The following is a 16,677-nucleotide window of genomic DNA, read 5'->3' as shown; positions in this document are numbered from 1 at the left end:
CGTGCGCCACTGGCTTCCGCAATGCGCTGCTCGGATCCGAGTGGCGCACAGCGGAAGCTGGTGGCGCAACCGCGGTCAGGCGAAAGCGAAGATCGGGGGCAGGGCGACCGCTGCGGCGATCGCCCAGCCTCCGTAGACCGGCAGGTAGCCGGTCTGCCACGCGAGAAGGCGGCGGGTCGAGGCATCCGCTCGGAAAACACGGCGACCGAGCAGCCAGGCCGAGCCGGCGAGCCCGACCAGCAGCACGAGGTTCACGCCGAGCGCGACCACCCGGTTCGGCGTGAACCCGCCGTCGCCGATGCGCCCGATCATCGCGGCCAGGGCGAAGCCGTTGAGCGCGAACGCGGCGATGACGAGCAGCAGCTGCAGGCGCTCCGTCCAGCCGGGGCGCGCGGTCGGGGGCTGGGCGGACAGCACGTAGAGCACGAGCCCCGTGACGACCACCAGCAGCACGTCGACGATGATCAGCACCTCGCGGTAGGCGCCGAAGCCGCCGGTGACGATGGCGCCGGCCAGCATCGCCAGCACCGCGATCGTGAACAGCGGGGTGAACACGCGGCCGAGCACGGGGGCCATGTTCTCGATGACCTCCTGCTTCGAGTCGACGAGCCACGCCGCGACGACGCCCGCCCCCGCGGCTCCGAACGGCACGACCCACTGCGCGAGCACGACGCCGGGGTCGATTCCGAGTGCCGAGAACACCGCGGCTGTGATGCCCATGAGCACCCCGCCGCCGAGGGCGATGAGCGCGAAGTAGACGAACCACTCGCCGGTGAAGCGCACGAAGTCCATGCGCCCGGCGGCGGTGCGCCACCCCGCGCCGGCGTAGACCAGCCCGACCAGCAGCCACAGGGCCACGGGCGCGTGCAGGCTGAAGATGATGGCGGTGTCGCTCGAGTTGCCGAAGGGGTAGGCGAAGGCGAGCACGAAGAGCAGGGCGAAGCCGACGGCGGATGCCGCGATCAGGGCGACAGGCGGGCGCGTGCGCCACGCGATCGAGGCGGCCAGCGCGGCGAGCGCGAGGATGCCGCCACCGAGCAGCGCCGGAAAGGCGGGCGCCCCGAGAAGCTCGGGCAGCTTGGCGAGGATCGCGGCCAGCGCGGCGAAGCCGATCATGATCACGCTGCCGTCGATGCGCCGCCGGCGGGCGGGCGCGCCCGCCATCACGAGCTGCTTCCACAGCCGGCGCGAGTTCTCGCGGGCGTACTCCCCCGCGATCTCGTCCTGGCGGCCCATGCGCTTGACGGCGATGAGCACGGCCTCGTCGGCGTCGAGCCCCGCGGTGCGAAGCTCGTCGATCTGGGTGCGCAGGTGGTCTTCGAGCTCGTCGACGTCGCCGGCGGAGAGCGAGCCGCGTGAGACGAGATAGGCGCGCCACGAGGCGATCGCCGCCTCGGGCTCGAGGGAGTCTGCGGCGCTCACAGCGCCACCGCCGTGGTCGGCCGGGCCGCGGGTGCCGGTGTCGGCAGCAGGCCCGCGAGCGCCATGCCGAGCCCGCGGAACGCGTGGGTCAGCGTGCTGACCGCGGTCGACCACTGGCGGCGGTGCTCGGCGAGCTCGTCGCGGCCGGCGTCCGTGATCGCGTAGTACCGGCGCTTGCGCCCGGTCTCGGCCTGGCCCCAGTGGGACTCGACGAGCTCGGCACCCTCGAGTCGGTGCAGCAGCGGGTAGAGCAGGCCGTCGGTCCACTCGATCTCGCCGCCGGAGAGTTCGCGCACCCGCGCGATGATCGCGTAGCCGTAGCTCTCGCCCTCGCTCAGGATCGCGAGCACGAGCGGCGCGGAGGTCGCCGCCATGAGGTCTTTCGCCAGTCGCATGCGGACACCATACCTCGCAGTGCTAGGTATGGGAAGAATCTCGGCGGCTGAGAAGTTGATACGAACGGACTCAACTTTGCAGGGTTCCGATTGACAGGCATCCGGCACTCTGAAAAAGTTGAGTCTGGGCGGCTCAAGCAAGCTGCTCCCGCAGGCTTCTAGTAACAACAGCAGGAGGGCCAACAAATGGCACGTGCAGTAGGTATCGACCTCGGAACCACCAACTCCGTGGTCTCCGTTCTCGAGGGTGGCGACCCCGTCGTCATCGCCAACGCGGAGGGCTTCCGCACGACCCCGTCGGTCGTCGCGTACACGAAGGACGGCGAGGTGCTCGTCGGCGAGACCGCCAAGCGCCAGGCTGTGACCAACGTCGACCGCACCATCTCCTCGGTCAAGCGCCACATGGGCACCGACTGGAAGAAGGAGATCGACGGGAAGCAGTACACCCCGCAGGAGATCTCGGCGCGCATCCTCGCGAAGCTCAAGCGCGACGCCGAGCAGTACCTCGGCGACACCGTCACCGACGCCGTCATCACGGTTCCCGCCTACTTCAACGACGCCGAGCGCCAGGCCACCAAGGAGGCCGGCGAGATCGCGGGCCTCAACGTGCTGCGCATCATCAACGAGCCGACCGCTGCGGCGCTCGCATACGGCCTCGACAAGGGCAAGGAGGACGAGCTCATCCTCGTCTTCGACCTCGGTGGCGGCACCTTCGACGTCTCGCTGCTCGAGGTGGGCAAGGACGACGACTTCTCGACCATTCAGGTGCGCGCGACCGCCGGTGACAACCGCCTCGGCGGCGACGACTGGGACCAGCGCATCGTCGACCACCTGATCAAGAAGTTCAAGGAGTCGACCGGCGTCGACGTCGCGAACGACAAGATCGCGCTGCAGCGCCTGAAGGAGGCCGCGGAGCAGGCGAAGAAGGAGCTCAGCTCGTCCATGAGCACGAGCATCCAGCTGCCCTACCTCAGCCTCACCGAGAACGGCCCGGCCAACCTCGACGAGACCCTGACCCGCGCGCAGTTCGAGCAGATGACCTCTGATCTGCTCGACCGCACGAAGAAGCCGTTCCAGGACGTCATCAAGGAGGCCGGCATCAAGGTCTCCGACATCGCGCACGTCGTGCTCGTCGGCGGCTCGACCCGCATGCCCGCCGTCTCGGCGCTCGTGAAGCAGGAGACCGGCGGCCAGGAGCCCAACAAGGGCGTGAACCCCGACGAGGTCGTCGCCGTGGGCGCGGCCCTGCAGGCGGGTGTCCTCAAGGGCGAGCGCAAGGACGTTCTGCTCATCGACGTCACCCCGCTGAGCCTCGGCATCGAGACCAAGGGCGGCATCATGACCAAGCTCATCGAGCGCAACACGGCCATCCCGACCAAGCGCAGCGAGACCTTCACCACGGCGGACGACAACCAGCCGTCCGTGGCGATCCAGGTCTTCCAGGGCGAGCGCGACTTCACGCGCGACAACAAGGCGCTCGGTACCTTCGAGCTCACCGGTATCGCGCCGGCGCCCCGCGGCATCCCGCAGATCGAGGTCACCTTCGACATCGACGCGAACGGCATCGTGCACGTGTCCGCCAAGGACAAGGGCACCGGCAAGGAGCAGTCGATGACCATCACCGGCGGCTCGTCGCTGCCGAAGGAGGACATCGAGCGCATGGTGCGCGAGGCCGAGGAGCACGCCGCCGAGGACAAGCGCCGCCGCGAGTCCGCCGAGATCCGCAACTCCGCCGAGCAGCTCGTCTACTCGAACGAGAAGCTCATCAAGGACAACGAGGACAAGCTGCCCGAGGACGTCAAGTCCGACGTGCAGGGCGACGTCGACGCGCTGAAGACCGCGCTCGCCGGCGAGGACGACGAGGCCGTGAAGACCGCGTTCGAGAAGCTCTCGCAGAGCCAGCAGAAGCTGGGCGAGGCCATCTACGCGCAGGGCCAGGCCGAGCAGGCCGCGGGCGCGCAGGCGGGCACGGATGCCCCGGCCGATGACTCCTCTGACGAGGACGTCGTCGACGCCGAGGTCGTGGACGACGAGGACGAGAAGAAGTAAGGCGATGACGGACGAGAACAGCGACAAGCACGAACAGCGCGAGGAGCCGATCGTCCGCGACAAGCGGCGCATCGACCCCGAGACCGGGAAGCTGCGCCAGCCGGAAGCCACTGAGGGGGACGAGGCTGGGGCCTCGTCCCCTGAGGGGGCCGCAGGCGAGGGCTCTGCCGATGCGGCAGCCGAGCAGCCCGAGGGCGGCGAGAGCCGCGAGGGCGGTGACGACGAGCTGTTCGTCGAGGACATCCTCGCGGCAGCCGAGGCCGAAGAGGCCGACCCGAGCGCCGAGCACCTCGCGGATCTCAAGCGCGTGACCGCCGAGTACGCGAACTACCGGCGTCGCACCGAGGCCGAGCGCGAGCAGGTGCGCGAGCGCTCCGTGCGCGACGCCGTGAAGGTGCTGCTGCCCGTGCTGGACGACCTCGACCGTGCCCAGAAGCACGGCGACCTCGAGGGCGAAGGCGCGTTCCAGACGATCGCCGCGAAGCTGCGCGGCGCCGTCGAGAAGCTCGGCGTCAAGCCGTTCGGCGAAGTCGGCGAGGTCTTCGACCCGCAGCGGCACGAGGCGATCTTCCAGCAGCCGACGCCCGGCGCGACCGAGACGACCGTGCTCGAAGTCGTCGAGACCGGCTACACGATCGGCTCGACCCTGGTGCGCGTCGCACGCGTCGTGGTCGCCACCCCATCCGAATAACCCTTGGCCTCCATTCGGCTTCGCGGAGTCGGCCGGCGGAGCACCCGTCGGTCGACTCGCGAAGCGAATGGAGACCTTCTCTCTAAGGAGGCGCGTTGGCCAGTCAGGACTGGTTCGACAAGGACTTCTACAAGGTGCTCGGCGTCTCGAAGGACGTCTCAGACGCCGAGCTGAAGAAGACCTATCGCAAGCTCGCGCGGCAATACCACCCGGATTCGAACCCCGGGGATGCCGCCGCTGAGGCGCGCTTCAAAGAAATCAGCGAGGCGTACTCGGTGCTCTCGGACCCGGAGCAGCGCCGCGAATACGACCAGCTGCGCGCCATGGGCTCCGGGGCGCGATTCACCGCCCCGGGCTCCGGCGGCGCGGGCGGCTTCGAGGACGTCTTCGGGTCGATGTTCGGCGGCGGCCGCCCGGGTGGCTTCAGCTACCAGTCCGGCGGCGCCGACTACGACGACCTGCTCGGCGGCCTCTTCGGCGGCGGTCGGTTCGGCCAGTCGTCCGGCGGCTTCCGCGGCTACGGCGGCCCGACCCGCGGGCAGAACCTCGAGGCGTCGACGACGCTGGACTTCCTCGCGGCAACCCGCGGCGAGACGCTGAGCCTGACCGGCGCAGGCGGCAAGCCCATCAAGGTGAAGATCCCGGCGGGGGTCTCGGACGGCCAGAAGATCCGCCTGCGCGGGCGCGGCTACCCGAGCCCCGACGGCGGCGAGGCGGGCGACCTCATCCTCCAGGTCGCCGTGCGCAAGCATCCGGTCTTCGAACGCGACGGCCTGAATCTGCGACTGAACGTCCCCGTGACCTTCATCGAGGCGGCACTCGGCGCGACGATCGAGGTTCCGACGCTCGAGGGCCCGCCGGTGAAGCTGAAGGTCGCGCCCGGCACGCCCTCTGGCCGCGTGCTGCGCGTCAAGGGCCGCGGCGTGAAGACCGACAAGGGCACGGGTGACCTGCTCGCCGTCGTACAGGTGGCGGTGCCGTCGCACCTCTCGGCCGAGGCCGAGAACGCGCTGCTCGACTTCGCGAAGAAGCTGCCGAAAGAGAACCCGCGGGAGGACCTGCTGGCGCGCGCCCGCCAGTGAGGTAGAACGAGCCGTAGAGGCAGAACGAGGAAGTGGCCACCATGGACGTCGATCAGGACACGCCGCTGTTCGCGATCGCCGCTGCGGCGGAGCTCGCCGAGCTGCACCCGCAGACCCTGCGCCAGTACGACCGCCTGGGCCTGGTCGAGCCGACTCGAACGGCGGGGAAGTCGCGACGCTATTCGCTGCGCGACGTCGCGCAGCTTCGCGAGATCGCGCGGCTGTCTGCAGAGGGCGTCTCGCTCGAAGGCATCCGTCGCGTCCTCTCGCTCGAGAACGAGGTGCGGGCACTGCAGCAGCGGGTGCGCGAACTCGAGTCGACGCTCGCCGACGCCCTGCTGCAGCGGCGGGGCGGGCGCGTCTTCGCGTCGGGAGTGACGGGCGAGGTCGTGCCGATGCGCGCGGGTACCCGCACCGAGCGCCGCGACCAGGTGGTCGTCTGGCGGCCGTGGGGCCCCTTCGACGACCGTTAGAGTCGCTTCATGACCGACGCGCCTGAGGACGACGAGTTCTATCGAGCCCTCGCCACCCTGCCGTCCGTCTACTTCCACCCCGTCGCGAATGCGCGCGGCACCCGCTCGACGTGGGAGCACATCATGGGGCCGCGCATCGCGCGCCGCTATGCGCGCATGCAGCTGCTGTTCGGCATCGCGATTCAGCTGTATGTCTGGGGATTCGTCGGCGGAATCCTGCTCGTCGTCATCGGGTCGTTCGCCATCGGCCCGGGTGCGGCGATCCCGATCGGCGTGACGCTCGGCCTGCTCGCGATCTTCGTCGGGCTCGTGCTCTACTACGTGGGCTTCGCCTCGCGCCGGGGCGCGGTCACCGAGTTGCTCGAGTTGGTGCGTCGCGTGAACCCGCGCATGAGCCGGGGCGAGCTGACCGAGTACCTCGACTACGACCCGAGCAGGTTGCGCACCATCGCGCTGCTGAACCCCGAGGTCTTCCCGCCGCGCTGACGCCCCGATGAGATCTGGCGGTACGAAAGGCGCGCTCGCGCGCGGGTGAACGTGCATTCAGCCCCCCAGATCGTTCGAAGGCCGATGTCGGTGCGGCATGGAAGCATGAGGGGCGTGTCTGCCGAGCGACTTCCCGCCGTCGCGCTCACCTATGTGCGCGAGTTCGTCGGCGACGCGGCGTTCGAGCGCGCGCGGCCGTATGCGTCGAACGGGTCGGTGCTTCGACTGACGTGGGATGCCGGCGAGCGAGTGCTCGACGGCGTGGTCGCCGGCACCGAGCCGCGGCCCTACACGTGCGAGGTCTTCCTGACAGAGCAGGGTGGGCGCTGGCATCCGGTCTCGTCGCTGTGCACCTGCCCCATCGGCACGCGCTGCAAGCACGCGGCCGCGCTCATGCTCGCGAGTGCGCGGGGCGAGCGAGACCTGCCCAGCGTTCGCAACCCGCTGATGCCCGCTGTTCCGCTGGGGGCGTCGGCGGCTGCGGCGTCGGCTGCGGCGGCGCCGGCGCGCTCACCCGAGCGGCGGCCCGAGCCCCGCGCTCCCGAGTGGCGGCGGATTCTGACGGGGTCGACCGGCGCCGGCGTGGGCGCTGGTGCCGCAGTGACCTCGCCGACCGTCGCGCACCCGCCGAACCCCGAGCGCACCGTGCCGCTCGCGCTGCAGTTCGAGGTGCGTGAGCGGGTGCGGCGCAGCCTCGGTCGCTGGGGGCACGCGAACGAGACCACCCAGACCGCGACCGCCAAGTCGAGCGGGCTGCTCGTGATCACCCTGCGCATCGCCAGCCCCGGCGCCCGCGGGTGGGTCGCGGCCGAGACCGACTGGTCGAAGATCGGCTACGACCTCTCCGGCTACCGCTATGACCCGCATCAGGCGCGGTGGTTCGGCGAGTTCGCTGCGCTCGCACGCGCCAGTCAGCCGCGCTACATCGGGCAAGACGCGAAGCGGCTCGTGCTGGAAGAGTTCGAGAGCCCGCTGCTGTGGACCCTGCTCGACGACGCCCGCGCCCGCGGCATCGAGCTCGTCGGCCAGAGCGGCTCGGTCGTTCGCGCTGACTCTGCGCAGATCTCCGCCCGCCTTGAGGAGAGCGCGCGCACGGGCGACGTGCGGGTGCTCGCCGGTGTCACGTTCGACGGAAAGTCGGACCCGAGTGAGGCGCCGGCCGCGGTCGGGGCGATCGGCCGCCACGGGCTGTTCTCGATCGAGTGGGTCGGCGCCAAGGAATCCGTCATCAGGCTCGGCCCCCTGGCGCACCCGCTCGGCGCCGAGGCGAGGGCCCTGCTCGAGGCAGGCGAGCTGGTCGTTCCCGCATCCGATCGCGACGAGTTCTTCACCGAGTTCTATCCGCGCCTGGCCGATGTCGCCTTCGACGGCGGCGGCAGCGTCGAGCTGCCCACCCTCGAACCGCCGACGTTGGTGCTGACGCTCGGCTTCGAGCCCGAGCACGCGCTGCGGCTGATCTGGGAATGGCAGGGCGACACGCACGACGCCCTGTTCGAGGTCGCGGTCGGGCGCGAGGTGCGGCGCGTGCTCGACGCCGGCGAGACGAAGGCCGGCTACCCCGACACGACGGTGCTGCGCGAGTTCGACGCGGCCGACTTCGTCGAGCGCGTCGTGCCCGAGCTCGAGCAGCTCGAGGGCGTGCGCATCGAGACCATCGGCAAGCGCCCCGACTATCGCGAGCTCACCGAGGCGCCGACCTTCACCGTGCGCGCCGTCGAGAGCGACGAGCGCGACTGGCTCGATCTCGGCTTCACCGTGCAGATCGGCGACTACACCGTGCCGTTCGGGCCGCTCTTCAAGGCGCTCTCGGGCGGCAAAGCGCGCCTGATGCTCGTCGACGGCACGCACTTGAGCCTCAATCGGCCCGAGTTCGATCGCTTGCGCGAGCTGATTGCGGAGGCCGGCGAGCTCAAGGAGTGGGAGACCGGCAAGCTGGCCCTGCACCGCACGCAGGTCGAGCTGTGGCGCGATTTCGAGGACCTGGCCGATTTCTCAGAGGCGACGCGCGCCTGGCAGGACCAGGTGAAGGCATTGACGGATGCCCCGCCGGCGGCGCCCTCGCCACCTGCCGGTCTGACCGCAGAGCTTCGTGAGTACCAGCTCGCGGGGTTCTCGTGGCTGTCCTATCTCTACGAGCACCGGCTGGGTGGCATCCTCGCCGACGACATGGGGCTCGGGAAGACGCTGCAGACCCTCGCGCTGATCCTTGCCTCGATCGGTGAGGAGCCCGCGGAGCTTGCGACCCTTCGAGACGCGACGCTTCGCGGCGCTCCTCAGGACCCGCGCGCGTCTCGAAGCGGTGCCCCCTGGCTCGTCGTCGCCCCGGCATCCGTCGTCTCGAACTGGGTCGCAGAGGCCGCCAGGTTCGCGCCCGGCCTGCGCGTGGCATCCGTCACCCGCACTCAGCTGCGCGAGAAGAACAAGCTCGCCGATCTCGCGAACGGCCACGACGTGATCGTGATGTCGTACAACCTGTTCCGGCTCGACTTCGACGACGTGGAAGACGTGCGCTGGGCGGGGCTCGTGCTCGACGAGGCGCAGTTCGTGAAGAACCATCGCAGCCGCGCCCACGAGTGCGCGAAGGCGCTCGATGCTCCGTTCAAGCTCGCGATCACGGGCACTCCGCTCGAGAACAACGTGCTCGAGCTGTGGTCGATTCTCGACATCGTGGCGCCGGGGCTGTTCCCGAGCATCCGGCGCTTCACCGAGCAGTACGTGCGCCCGCTGTCGCACGTGCGCGGGCCCGACGTCGTGCCGGCCGGCATCTCGACCGCCGACGCGCAGCGGGTGATCGCCAGGCTGCGCCGGCGGGTGCGGCCCTTCCTGCTGCGGCGCACCAAGGCGCTCGTCGCGCCCGAGCTTCCTGCCAAGCAGGAGCAGGTCATCAGGGTCGAGCTGGCGCCGAAGCACCGGCGCCTCTACGAGCAGTTCCTGCAGCGCGAGCGGCAGAAGCTGCTCGGGCTGGTCAAGAGCGACCTCGAGAAGCAGAAGTTCATCCTGTTCCGCTCGTTGACGCTGCTGCGCATGCTCGCGCTGGATGCCTCGCTGATCGACGAGCAGTACGCGGGGGTGCCGAGCGCGAAGCTCGACGCCTTGCTCGAGAACCTCGACGAGGTCGTGGCAGAGGGCCACCGCGCGCTCGTGTTCAGCCAGTTCACGTCGTACCTCGGCCGCGTCGAGCAGCGTCTCGAGCAGGCCGGCATCGACTACGAGTACCTCGACGGCTCGACCACCAACCGCGCCGAGGTGATCTCACGGTTCAAGTCGGGCACGGCGCCGGTGTTCCTCATCTCGCTCAAGGCCGGCGGCTTCGGCATCAACCTGACCGAGGCCGACTACGTCTATCTGCTCGACCCGTGGTGGAATCCGGCGTCAGAGGCGCAGGCCGTCGACCGCGCGCACCGCATCGGTCAGTCGGCATCGGTCAACGTCTACCGCCTCGTCGCCGATGGCACCATCGAAGACAAGGTGATGAAGCTGCGCGACGAGAAAGCCGAGCTGTTCGGCCAGGTGCTCGACGACGATGGCACCTTCAGCGAGCTGCTCACGGCAGACGACATCGCGGGGCTGCTCGAGCTGTGAGCGACTCTCTCGATCTGAGTGCGCTGCGCCGCTGGCCCGACATCGAAGCGCCGAACCTTGTCGCCGTCGATGCGGCCGATCGGCTGCTGCTCGACACCGCCGCGGTCGTTCTCGCCACGCCCACCAGTGGTGCGGACTCACCCGATGCGGTCGCGCCAGGATCCGTAGCCATCATCGGCGATGCGTTCGGCGCGCTCACGCTTGGCGCCGTTTCGCTCGGCGCCAGCCCGGTGCGGGTTCACCAGGACCCGCTGCTCGGTGAGCGGGCGCTGGCCGCCAATGCCGACCGGCTGGGGTTCTCGGATTCGTTCACGTCGCTCGGGCTGGTTCCGGAGCTGGTGGCGGATGCCTCACTGGTGCTGCTGCGCCTGCCGAAGTCGCTCGACCAGCTGGATGAGTGGGCGGCCCTGATCGCCGAGCATGCCGTGCCCGACGTGGTCGTGTTGGCCGGCGGCATGGTCAAGCACATGACGCTCGCGCAGAACGACGTGCTCGGCCGGCACTTCGGCGAGGTGCGGGCGGGCCTCGCCCGCCAGAAGGCCCGCGTGCTGACGGCTTCGGTCTGCATTCGCGCTGCGCGCGAGTCGGCCAGCGAAACGCCGAGCGCTGGTGGGCACCGCGAAGCGGAGCGCGCTGATCGACTCGGCGAAGCGGAATGGAGATCCCGCTGGCCGAAGACCGCCGTCATCGACCCGCCCGGCATCATGGTCTCCGCCCACGGCGGAGTCTTCGCCGGCGCATCCCTCGACATCGGCACCCGGTTCCTGCTCGACCACCTGGCCGACGCGAACCCGCGGGCCACGACCGCGATCGACCTCGGGTGCGGCACGGGAATCCTCGCGGCGGCGCTCGCGTCAGCACGCCCCGGCCTGCGGGTGCTGGCCTCTGATCAATCGGCTGCGGCCGTGGCATCCGCTCGCGAAACGATGAAACTCAACCACCTCGACGACCGCGTCACGGTCGTGCGCGACGACGCGCTCGGGTCGCTGCCCGATGCGAGCGCTGAGCTCATCGTGCTCAACCCGCCGTTCCATTCCGGTACGACGGTGACGGCAGACGTCGGCATCCGCCTGATCACGGATGCCGCACGCGTGCTCGCCCCCGGCGGCGAGCTGCGCGTCGTCTTCAACTCCCATCTGCGCTACCAGCCGACGCTGCGGCGGCTCGTCGGCGAGACGCGCCAGGTCGCGCGCAACGCGAAGTTCACGATCACGAGTTCACTGAAGTCATGACGTGCTGTGGTGACGATGGGGACGTGCTGCTGAACGGGCTCTGTCGATGAAGGGCTGGGGTGCGCAGCAGGTGCGCGACGCCGAGGCACCGCACCTGGCTGCGGGCGAGCCGCTGATGGAGCGCGCGTCCGCCGCGCTGGCACGTGAATGCGATCGGATGCTTGAGGGCGAAGGCGTCTCGCCCGCTCACGCACGGGTGGTCGTGCTCGTGGGCGGTGGCAACAACGGCGGCGATGCGCTGTTCGCGGCCGCCACGCTCGCGCAGCAGGGGGCGCGCGTCGAGCTGGTGCGTGCGTCGAGCCGGGTGCATGAGGAAGGTCTCGCCGCCGCGCTCGCCGCCGGTGCCACCGTCGTGTCGGGCGGGGCGGCGAAGCTCGCGGCATCCGCCGATCTCATCGTCGACGGGATTCTTGGGACGGGGACCAGCGCCGACCCGCGACTGCGCGGAGACGCCCGAGAGCTGGTGGCGGCGATCGCCGCTGCGAAGCCGTCGGGTCTGGTGGTGGCGGTCGACATTCCGAGCGGCATCCACCCCGACAGCGGCGAGGTGCCCGACCCGGCGGCGGTGCTGCGTGCCGACGTCACGGTCACGTTCGGCGGCGCGAAGGCCGGCCTGCTTCTGCCTCCGGCGCGCGACTTCGCCGGCGAGGTCCGCGTCTACGACATCGGCCTCGCCGCCGACCTCGAGAAGCTGACCCCGCTAGTGGAGGTGGACGCCTGACGCTCGAGCCGCCACACTCAGCGTGAGGAGGTGGCGATGACCACGCGGCGTCTGACCGTCACCGGCTGGATCGTGTGCGGCGGGCTTCTACTGACCGGCGCCTTTTTCGGCGTGGGGTCCGCGATTGCCACGTTGATCGCCTACTTCGTGTTCGGGCTCGTTGCTCTATATCGCCGGGAGCGTCACCGCGGCAGCTGGGGCGGCTTCTGGTGGGCGGCCGGTGCTGCTGTCGGCACGGTCGCCGCCGGCGCGGGCGCATTCGTCTGCTTCGCGACGGCGTTCGACCTTGCCGACGACTTCCAAGCGGTGCCGCCGTTCGTGAGCGTCGGCTTGATCGGCTTCGCGGCACTGGCGGTCGCCGGTGTCGTGGCCTTCTCGGTGCTGGTGCTTCGCGGCGCGAGCCCAAGCTCCGCGCCGAGGGGGGCCGTAACGGCTGAATGAACGCGGATTCGCCCTTCATGGCACCCCTCGGCGAAGCATCCAGCACGCGGGCGCACGAGTGACGGCACGGCGGCACGCCCTCAGCGGGTTGATTGCAGGCGCCACGCTTGTGGTTCTCGGTACGGCGTGGTTCGGGCCGAGCATCCTGCCATTCGGGATCTGTCTTTATTTCGGGGTTGCATTGGTCGCCCTACGCCGGCGGGCGCGCGAGTTCGGTGAGTGGGCGCGATTCTGGCCGGCGCTCATCTGCGCCGTCGTCTCGTCTGCGGCGTGCTTTGCCGCCGGAGTGGTCTTCGAAGTCGCGCTCGATCTCAGGCACGACTCCGGGGTCGTTCCCGCGGCATTGCGCATCGCCATCGTCGGGCTCGCGGGTCTCACGCTCACCGGCATGGTGATCTTCGCGATTCTGGCGCTTCGTGTTCTCTCGAGACGTGCCGAACTGCGGGAATTGCTCGCTCGATCCCGCAGTTAGGCACGTTTCGGCGCGGATGGCGCGTCGCGGGCGGGGCAGGGCGCAGACGGGCGCAGCGGCACGGCACGCGACTCCCGCCCACGCATCCCTCACGCGGTCAGGATGACCTTCAGGGCCTTCGTCTCGGCGGCGCGACCGAAGGTGTCGTAGGCCGACAGGATGTCGTCGAGCGCGAAGTGGTGCGACACGAATCCTGCGACGTCGAGCTTCCCCTGCGCGAGCAGCTTGATGAGCATCGGCGAGGTGTCGGTGTTGACCAGGCCGGTCGTGACGGTGATGTTCTCGATCCACTTCTGATCGAGGTTGAACGTCACGGGCGCTCCGTGCACGCCGACATTGGCAACGTGGCCTGCGGGCCGCACCAGCTCGAGCGACATGTCCCAGGTGCGAGGAATCCCCACGGCCTCGATCGCGACATCAACGCCGAGCCCGTCCGTCAACGCGAACACCTGCTCCCTCCAATCGGCATCCGTCGCGACGACGCCGTCGGTCGCCCCGAAGCGCTTCGCCTGCTCGACCCGGTTCGCGTCGGTGTCGATTGCGATCACCCGTGACGGCCCGTAGAGCCCCGCGGTCGCCATTGCCGCCAACCCCACGGGCCCCGCGCCGATCACCGCGACGACGTCGCCGGGCGCGACCGCCCCATAGCGCACCCCGATCTCGTGCCCCGTCGGCAGAATGTCGCTGATCAGCACCGCCAGTTCGTCCGGCACGCCCGTGGGCACGCGGTACAGCGAGGTCTCGGCGAACGGCACGCGGACGTACTCCGCCTGGGTGCCGTCGATCAGGTGCCCGAAGATCCAGCCGATGCCTGGGGCACCCTCGTCTGCGCGGCAGTGCGAATACACGCCTCGCTTGCAGAAGTCGCACTTCCCGCAGGCCGACACGCACGAGATGATCACGTGGTCGCCGACGGCGAGATCGGTCACGGCTGAGCCGACCGCCATGATCGTTCCGACGCCCTCGTGGCCCAGAATCCGGCCCGGCGTCACAGCGGGAACGTCGCCCTTCAGAATGTGCAGGTCGGTGCCGCAGATCGTCGTCGTGTCGATCTTCACGATCGCGTCGGTCGGTTTCAGGATGACGGGGTCGGGCACCTCCTCCCACGACTTCTCCCCAGGGCCGTGGTAGACGAGTGCCTTCATGTTGCGCCTCCTGCGCGGGCGGTCTCGAGAGCCCGCACGGCGCTGAAATTACCCTGTCAAGCCCGACGCGGCCAGCGCCCGACGCTCCTAACATGGCCGCCATGGATACGGCCAACGAGAACACGGACATGTCCAACCACACCGGGCGTGAGGGCCAGCCCGAGGCCGGCCGTGAGAACGAGGATGCGGTGCACAAGGCGCCCACCACCGACACGGAAGCCCAGACCCCCCACGACAACCCGGTCGCCAACGGCGTCGCGAAGGCGACGACCTGGATCGACGACAAGCTCGTCCCGATCCTCGGCCCCTCGAACCTCGGCCCCTACGAGCTCGACGAGCGCGACGACCCGAACCCGGGCGTCGTCGACGAGCTGTGCCCGGTCTGCCACCATGCGGTCAGCCGCCACGAGGTGCACGTCGACGAGGCGACCGGCCACACCTACCGCATCTGCCCAGAGAGCGGCGCGAGCTACGAGATCGATGCGCATGCACACACCCACGCCGCAGGCCGCGAGCCCGACACACTCGACGGCCCTGTGCTGAGCTAGTCGGACTGATCCTCGAGAGGTGCGCGGATGCCACTGGCATCCGCGCGCCTCGCGCGATCAAACGGGGATGCCACTGGCATCCCCTTACTTGATCGCGCCCAGCGACAGACCCTGCACCAGCTTGTCCTGCGCGGCGAAGCCCGCGGCCAGCACGGGCAATGAGATCGCGATCGACGCGGCGCACACCTTCGACAGGAACAGTCCCTCTGACGTGACGAACGACGTCAGGAACACCGGCGCCGTGTACGAGGTGGTGCTCGTCAGCACGCTCGCGAAGAGCAGCTCGTTCCAGCTGAAGATGAAGCAGATCAGCGCCGTCGCGATGATGCCGGGCGATGAGAGCGGCACGATGATGCGGCGGAACGTGAGCAGCAGCCCGGCGCCGTCGACTTGAGCCGCCTCGATCACTTCGAGAGGGATCTCGGCGAAGAACGACCGCATCATCCAGACCGCGATCGGAAGGTTCATCGAGGTGTAGATGATGATCATCAGCCCGACCGTGTCGAGCAGGCCGAGCGACTTGGCGATCAGGTAGACCGGCAGCAGCCCGGCGACCATCGGCAGCATCTTCGTGGTCAGGAAGAAGAACATGACGTCAGACCACTTGCGCACCGGCCGGATGGCGAGCGCGTAGGCGGCCGGAATCGACAGGATCAGGACGATCGCGGTCGACCCGATGCTCATCGAAATCGAGTTGATCAGCGGCGGCCAGGGACTCGCGCCTGACGCCGCCCCGAAGAAGTTCGCGTACGACGACAGCGTCAGCGGCGCGAACAGGCTGGGCGGGTTGGTCGCCGCGGTGGTCTCGCTGTGCAGCGAGGTCAGCAGCATCCACACGATCGGCCCGAAGAAGATCAGGCCGATGATCCACGCGACGATGCCGAGACCGACGGTGCGACGCCGCTCGCGTGAGCGCATGGAGACCGTGCGCCCTGCGGGCGCCCCTGGGCGGCGACGGATGCCTGCGGCATCCGCTCGTTCGCTGGTGAGTGCCATCATCGCTTGTCCTCTCGCAACAGCGACGACACGGTGCGCAGCACGAACGTCGCGACGATCATCGAACCGATCACGACGACGACGCCCGCGGCGGATGCCTGCCCGTAGTCGTGCGCCTGGAAGAAGGTCTGATAGATCGTGTACGGCAGGTTTGCGGTGCCGAGGCCGCCGCTCGTGATCGTGAACACCGCGTCGAAGTTCTGCACCAGGTAGATGCAGCCGAGCAGCGCCGCCAGCTCGAGGTACTGCCGCAGGTGCGGCAACGTCATGTGGCGGAAGATCTGCCACTCATCGGCGCCATCGATGCGCGCGGCCTCAATGACGTCGAGCGGGCGGCCCTGCAGGCCCGCGAGCAGGATCAGCATCATGAACGGCGTCCACTGCCATACGAGCGCGGCAATGATCGCGCCGAGTGGCTGTGAGCTGATCCAGTCGGGCTGGGGTGCGCTCGAGGCGTGGCCGAACAGCCCCCAGATCCAGGTCAGCGTGCCGTTCAGCAACCCGTACGACGGGTTGAAGATCGCGTGCTTCCAGATCAGCGCCGCAGCGACAGGCACGATCAGGAACGGCGCGATCATGATCGTGCGCACGAAGCCGCGGCCGAAGAACTTCCGGTCGAGCAGGATCGCGATGATCAGGCCGAGAACCAGGCTGATGAGCACCACGGCGACGGTCAGGACGACTGTCGTGATGACGGACCGCAGCATGGTCGCATCGGTGAACACGGCCGCGTAGTTGGTGAACCACCCGAAGCCGATGTCGTTCGGGTACAGCGCATTCCAGCGCACGAACGAGATGACGAGCGTCGCGACGAAGGGCAGCTGCGTGACGATGATCATGAAGATCAGCGCCGGCAGCAGGGGCGCCCGCCTGGCCCAGGCGGACGCCCTGCTCAGTGTCTGTTGCGACGCGTTCAGCGTGACCGCAGTAGACATCGCTCAG

16 protein-coding genes are annotated in these 16,677 nt (G+C 69.2%); 11 read left to right on the top strand and 5 right to left on the bottom strand.

The features are described from left to right. Nucleotides 1-75: 75 nt before the first annotated feature. Nucleotides 76-1,422, bottom strand: a complete 1,347-nt coding sequence (locus ABD736_RS10150) for a permease prefix domain 1-containing protein (RefSeq protein ID WP_344791645.1) — start codon at nucleotides 1,420-1,422, stop codon at nucleotides 76-78. After that, complete coding sequence (locus ABD736_RS10145; RefSeq protein ID WP_344791644.1) at nucleotides 1,419-1,817, bottom strand: PadR family transcriptional regulator; 399 nt, start codon at nucleotides 1,815-1,817, stop codon at nucleotides 1,419-1,421. The genes ABD736_RS10150 and ABD736_RS10145 overlap by 4 nt, the downstream gene beginning before the upstream one ends. A gap of 186 nt (nucleotides 1,818-2,003) precedes the next feature. On the opposite strand from ABD736_RS10145, the gene dnaK reads away from it, so the two are divergent. From dnaK to ABD736_RS10095, 10 genes are all read left to right on the top strand, one after another. Next, nucleotides 2,004-3,866 (top strand): molecular chaperone DnaK, encoded by a 1,863-nt coding sequence (gene dnaK, locus ABD736_RS10140; protein WP_344791643.1) that lies wholly within the window; start codon nucleotides 2,004-2,006, stop codon nucleotides 3,864-3,866. Between the two features lie 4 nt (nucleotides 3,867-3,870). Beyond that, nucleotides 3,871-4,557 (top strand): nucleotide exchange factor GrpE, encoded by a 687-nt coding sequence (locus tag ABD736_RS10135; RefSeq protein WP_344791642.1) that lies wholly within the window; start codon nucleotides 3,871-3,873, stop codon nucleotides 4,555-4,557. A gap of 95 nt (nucleotides 4,558-4,652) precedes the next feature. Then, nucleotides 4,653-5,639 carry a DnaJ C-terminal domain-containing protein gene (locus ABD736_RS10130; protein WP_344791641.1) on the top strand — a complete coding sequence of 329 codons (987 nt, stop codon included), beginning with the start codon at nucleotides 4,653-4,655 and terminating at the stop codon, nucleotides 5,637-5,639. 41 nt (nucleotides 5,640-5,680) lie between these two features. Continuing rightward, nucleotides 5,681-6,112, top strand: coding sequence for a heat shock protein transcriptional repressor HspR (locus ABD736_RS10125; protein WP_344791640.1), 432 nt, complete (start codon nucleotides 5,681-5,683; stop codon nucleotides 6,110-6,112). A 9-nt stretch (nucleotides 6,113-6,121) separates the two neighbouring features. Then, nucleotides 6,122-6,598, top strand: coding sequence for a hypothetical protein (locus ABD736_RS10120; protein WP_344791639.1), 477 nt, complete (start codon nucleotides 6,122-6,124; stop codon nucleotides 6,596-6,598). Nucleotides 6,599-6,712: 114 nt separating this feature from the next. Continuing rightward, nucleotides 6,713-10,180 (top strand): DEAD/DEAH box helicase, encoded by a 3,468-nt coding sequence (locus ABD736_RS10115; RefSeq protein ID WP_344791638.1) that lies wholly within the window; start codon nucleotides 6,713-6,715, stop codon nucleotides 10,178-10,180. Beyond that, a complete protein-coding gene (locus ABD736_RS10110; RefSeq protein ID WP_344791637.1) occupies nucleotides 10,177-11,412 on the top strand; it encodes a class I SAM-dependent methyltransferase in 1,236 nt (411 codons plus the stop codon). The genes ABD736_RS10115 and ABD736_RS10110 overlap by 4 nt, the downstream gene beginning before the upstream one ends. 46 nt (nucleotides 11,413-11,458) lie before the next feature. Then, a complete protein-coding gene (locus tag ABD736_RS10105) occupies nucleotides 11,459-12,133 on the top strand; it encodes an NAD(P)H-hydrate epimerase (protein WP_344791636.1) in 675 nt (224 codons plus the stop codon). Nucleotides 12,134-12,163: 30 nt separating this feature from the next. After that, the gene (locus ABD736_RS10100; RefSeq protein WP_344791635.1) at nucleotides 12,164-12,574 is read left to right on the top strand and encodes a hypothetical protein; all 411 of its coding nucleotides are present in this window, start codon (nucleotides 12,164-12,166) and stop codon (nucleotides 12,572-12,574) included. Nucleotides 12,575-12,632: 58 nt separating this feature from the next. Next, nucleotides 12,633-13,046, top strand: a complete 414-nt coding sequence (locus tag ABD736_RS10095) for a hypothetical protein (protein WP_344791634.1) — start codon at nucleotides 12,633-12,635, stop codon at nucleotides 13,044-13,046. 89 nt (nucleotides 13,047-13,135) lie between these two features. Here ABD736_RS10095 and ABD736_RS10090 read toward each other — a convergent pair whose 3' ends face one another. Next, nucleotides 13,136-14,191, bottom strand: coding sequence for a zinc-dependent alcohol dehydrogenase family protein (locus tag ABD736_RS10090; protein WP_344791633.1), 1,056 nt, complete (start codon nucleotides 14,189-14,191; stop codon nucleotides 13,136-13,138). Between the two features lie 92 nt (nucleotides 14,192-14,283). Here ABD736_RS10090 and ABD736_RS10085 point away from each other — a divergent pair, with 92 nt between their 5' ends. Beyond that, nucleotides 14,284-14,739, top strand: a complete 456-nt coding sequence (locus tag ABD736_RS10085; RefSeq protein WP_344791632.1) for a hypothetical protein — start codon at nucleotides 14,284-14,286, stop codon at nucleotides 14,737-14,739. An 84-nt stretch (nucleotides 14,740-14,823) separates the two neighbouring features. Here ABD736_RS10085 and ABD736_RS10080 read toward each other — a convergent pair whose 3' ends face one another. Together ABD736_RS10080 and ABD736_RS10075 are read right to left on the bottom strand one after the other, a co-directional pair. Then, a complete protein-coding gene (locus ABD736_RS10080; RefSeq protein WP_425555006.1) occupies nucleotides 14,824-15,735 on the bottom strand; it encodes a carbohydrate ABC transporter permease in 912 nt (303 codons plus the stop codon). After that, on the bottom strand, nucleotides 15,735-16,670 hold the full coding sequence (locus ABD736_RS10075) for a carbohydrate ABC transporter permease (protein ID WP_344791631.1): 936 nt from the start codon (nucleotides 16,668-16,670) through the stop codon (nucleotides 15,735-15,737). The genes ABD736_RS10080 and ABD736_RS10075 overlap by 1 nt, the downstream gene beginning before the upstream one ends. Between the last annotated feature and the right edge of the window lie 7 nt (nucleotides 16,671-16,677).

This window comes from Gryllotalpicola daejeonensis (assembly GCF_039538145.1).
In the GTDB taxonomy this organism is placed as follows: domain Bacteria; phylum Actinomycetota; class Actinomycetes; order Actinomycetales; family Microbacteriaceae; genus Gryllotalpicola; species Gryllotalpicola daejeonensis.
Note: the sequence above shows the minus strand (reverse complement) of the source record. Positions and strands in the feature narration are given on the sequence as shown.

What these genes read in the sequence shown, in the direction of transcription:
- ABD736_RS10075 (WP_344791631.1), bottom strand. Translation starts at nt 16,670, where the DNA reads ATGTCTACTGCGGTCACGCTGAACGCGTCGCAACAGACACTGAGCAGG.
- ABD736_RS10105 (WP_344791636.1), top strand. Translation starts at nt 11,459, where the DNA reads ATGAAGGGCTGGGGTGCGCAGCAGGTGCGCGACGCCGAGGCACCGCAC.
- ABD736_RS10085 (WP_344791632.1), top strand. Translation starts at nt 14,284, where the DNA reads ATGGCCGCCATGGATACGGCCAACGAGAACACGGACATGTCCAACCAC.
- ABD736_RS10080 (WP_425555006.1), bottom strand. Translation starts at nt 15,735, where the DNA reads ATGGCACTCACCAGCGAACGAGCGGATGCCGCAGGCATCCGTCGCCGC.
- ABD736_RS10145 (WP_344791644.1), bottom strand. Translation starts at nt 1,817, where the DNA reads ATGCGACTGGCGAAAGACCTCATGGCGGCGACCTCCGCGCCGCTCGTG.
- ABD736_RS10120 (WP_344791639.1), top strand. Translation starts at nt 6,122, where the DNA reads ATGACCGACGCGCCTGAGGACGACGAGTTCTATCGAGCCCTCGCCACC.
- dnaK (WP_344791643.1), top strand. Translation starts at nt 2,004, where the DNA reads ATGGCACGTGCAGTAGGTATCGACCTCGGAACCACCAACTCCGTGGTC.
- ABD736_RS10090 (WP_344791633.1), bottom strand. Translation starts at nt 14,191, where the DNA reads ATGAAGGCACTCGTCTACCACGGCCCTGGGGAGAAGTCGTGGGAGGAG.
- ABD736_RS10125 (WP_344791640.1), top strand. Translation starts at nt 5,681, where the DNA reads ATGGACGTCGATCAGGACACGCCGCTGTTCGCGATCGCCGCTGCGGCG.
- ABD736_RS10135 (WP_344791642.1), top strand. Translation starts at nt 3,871, where the DNA reads ATGACGGACGAGAACAGCGACAAGCACGAACAGCGCGAGGAGCCGATC.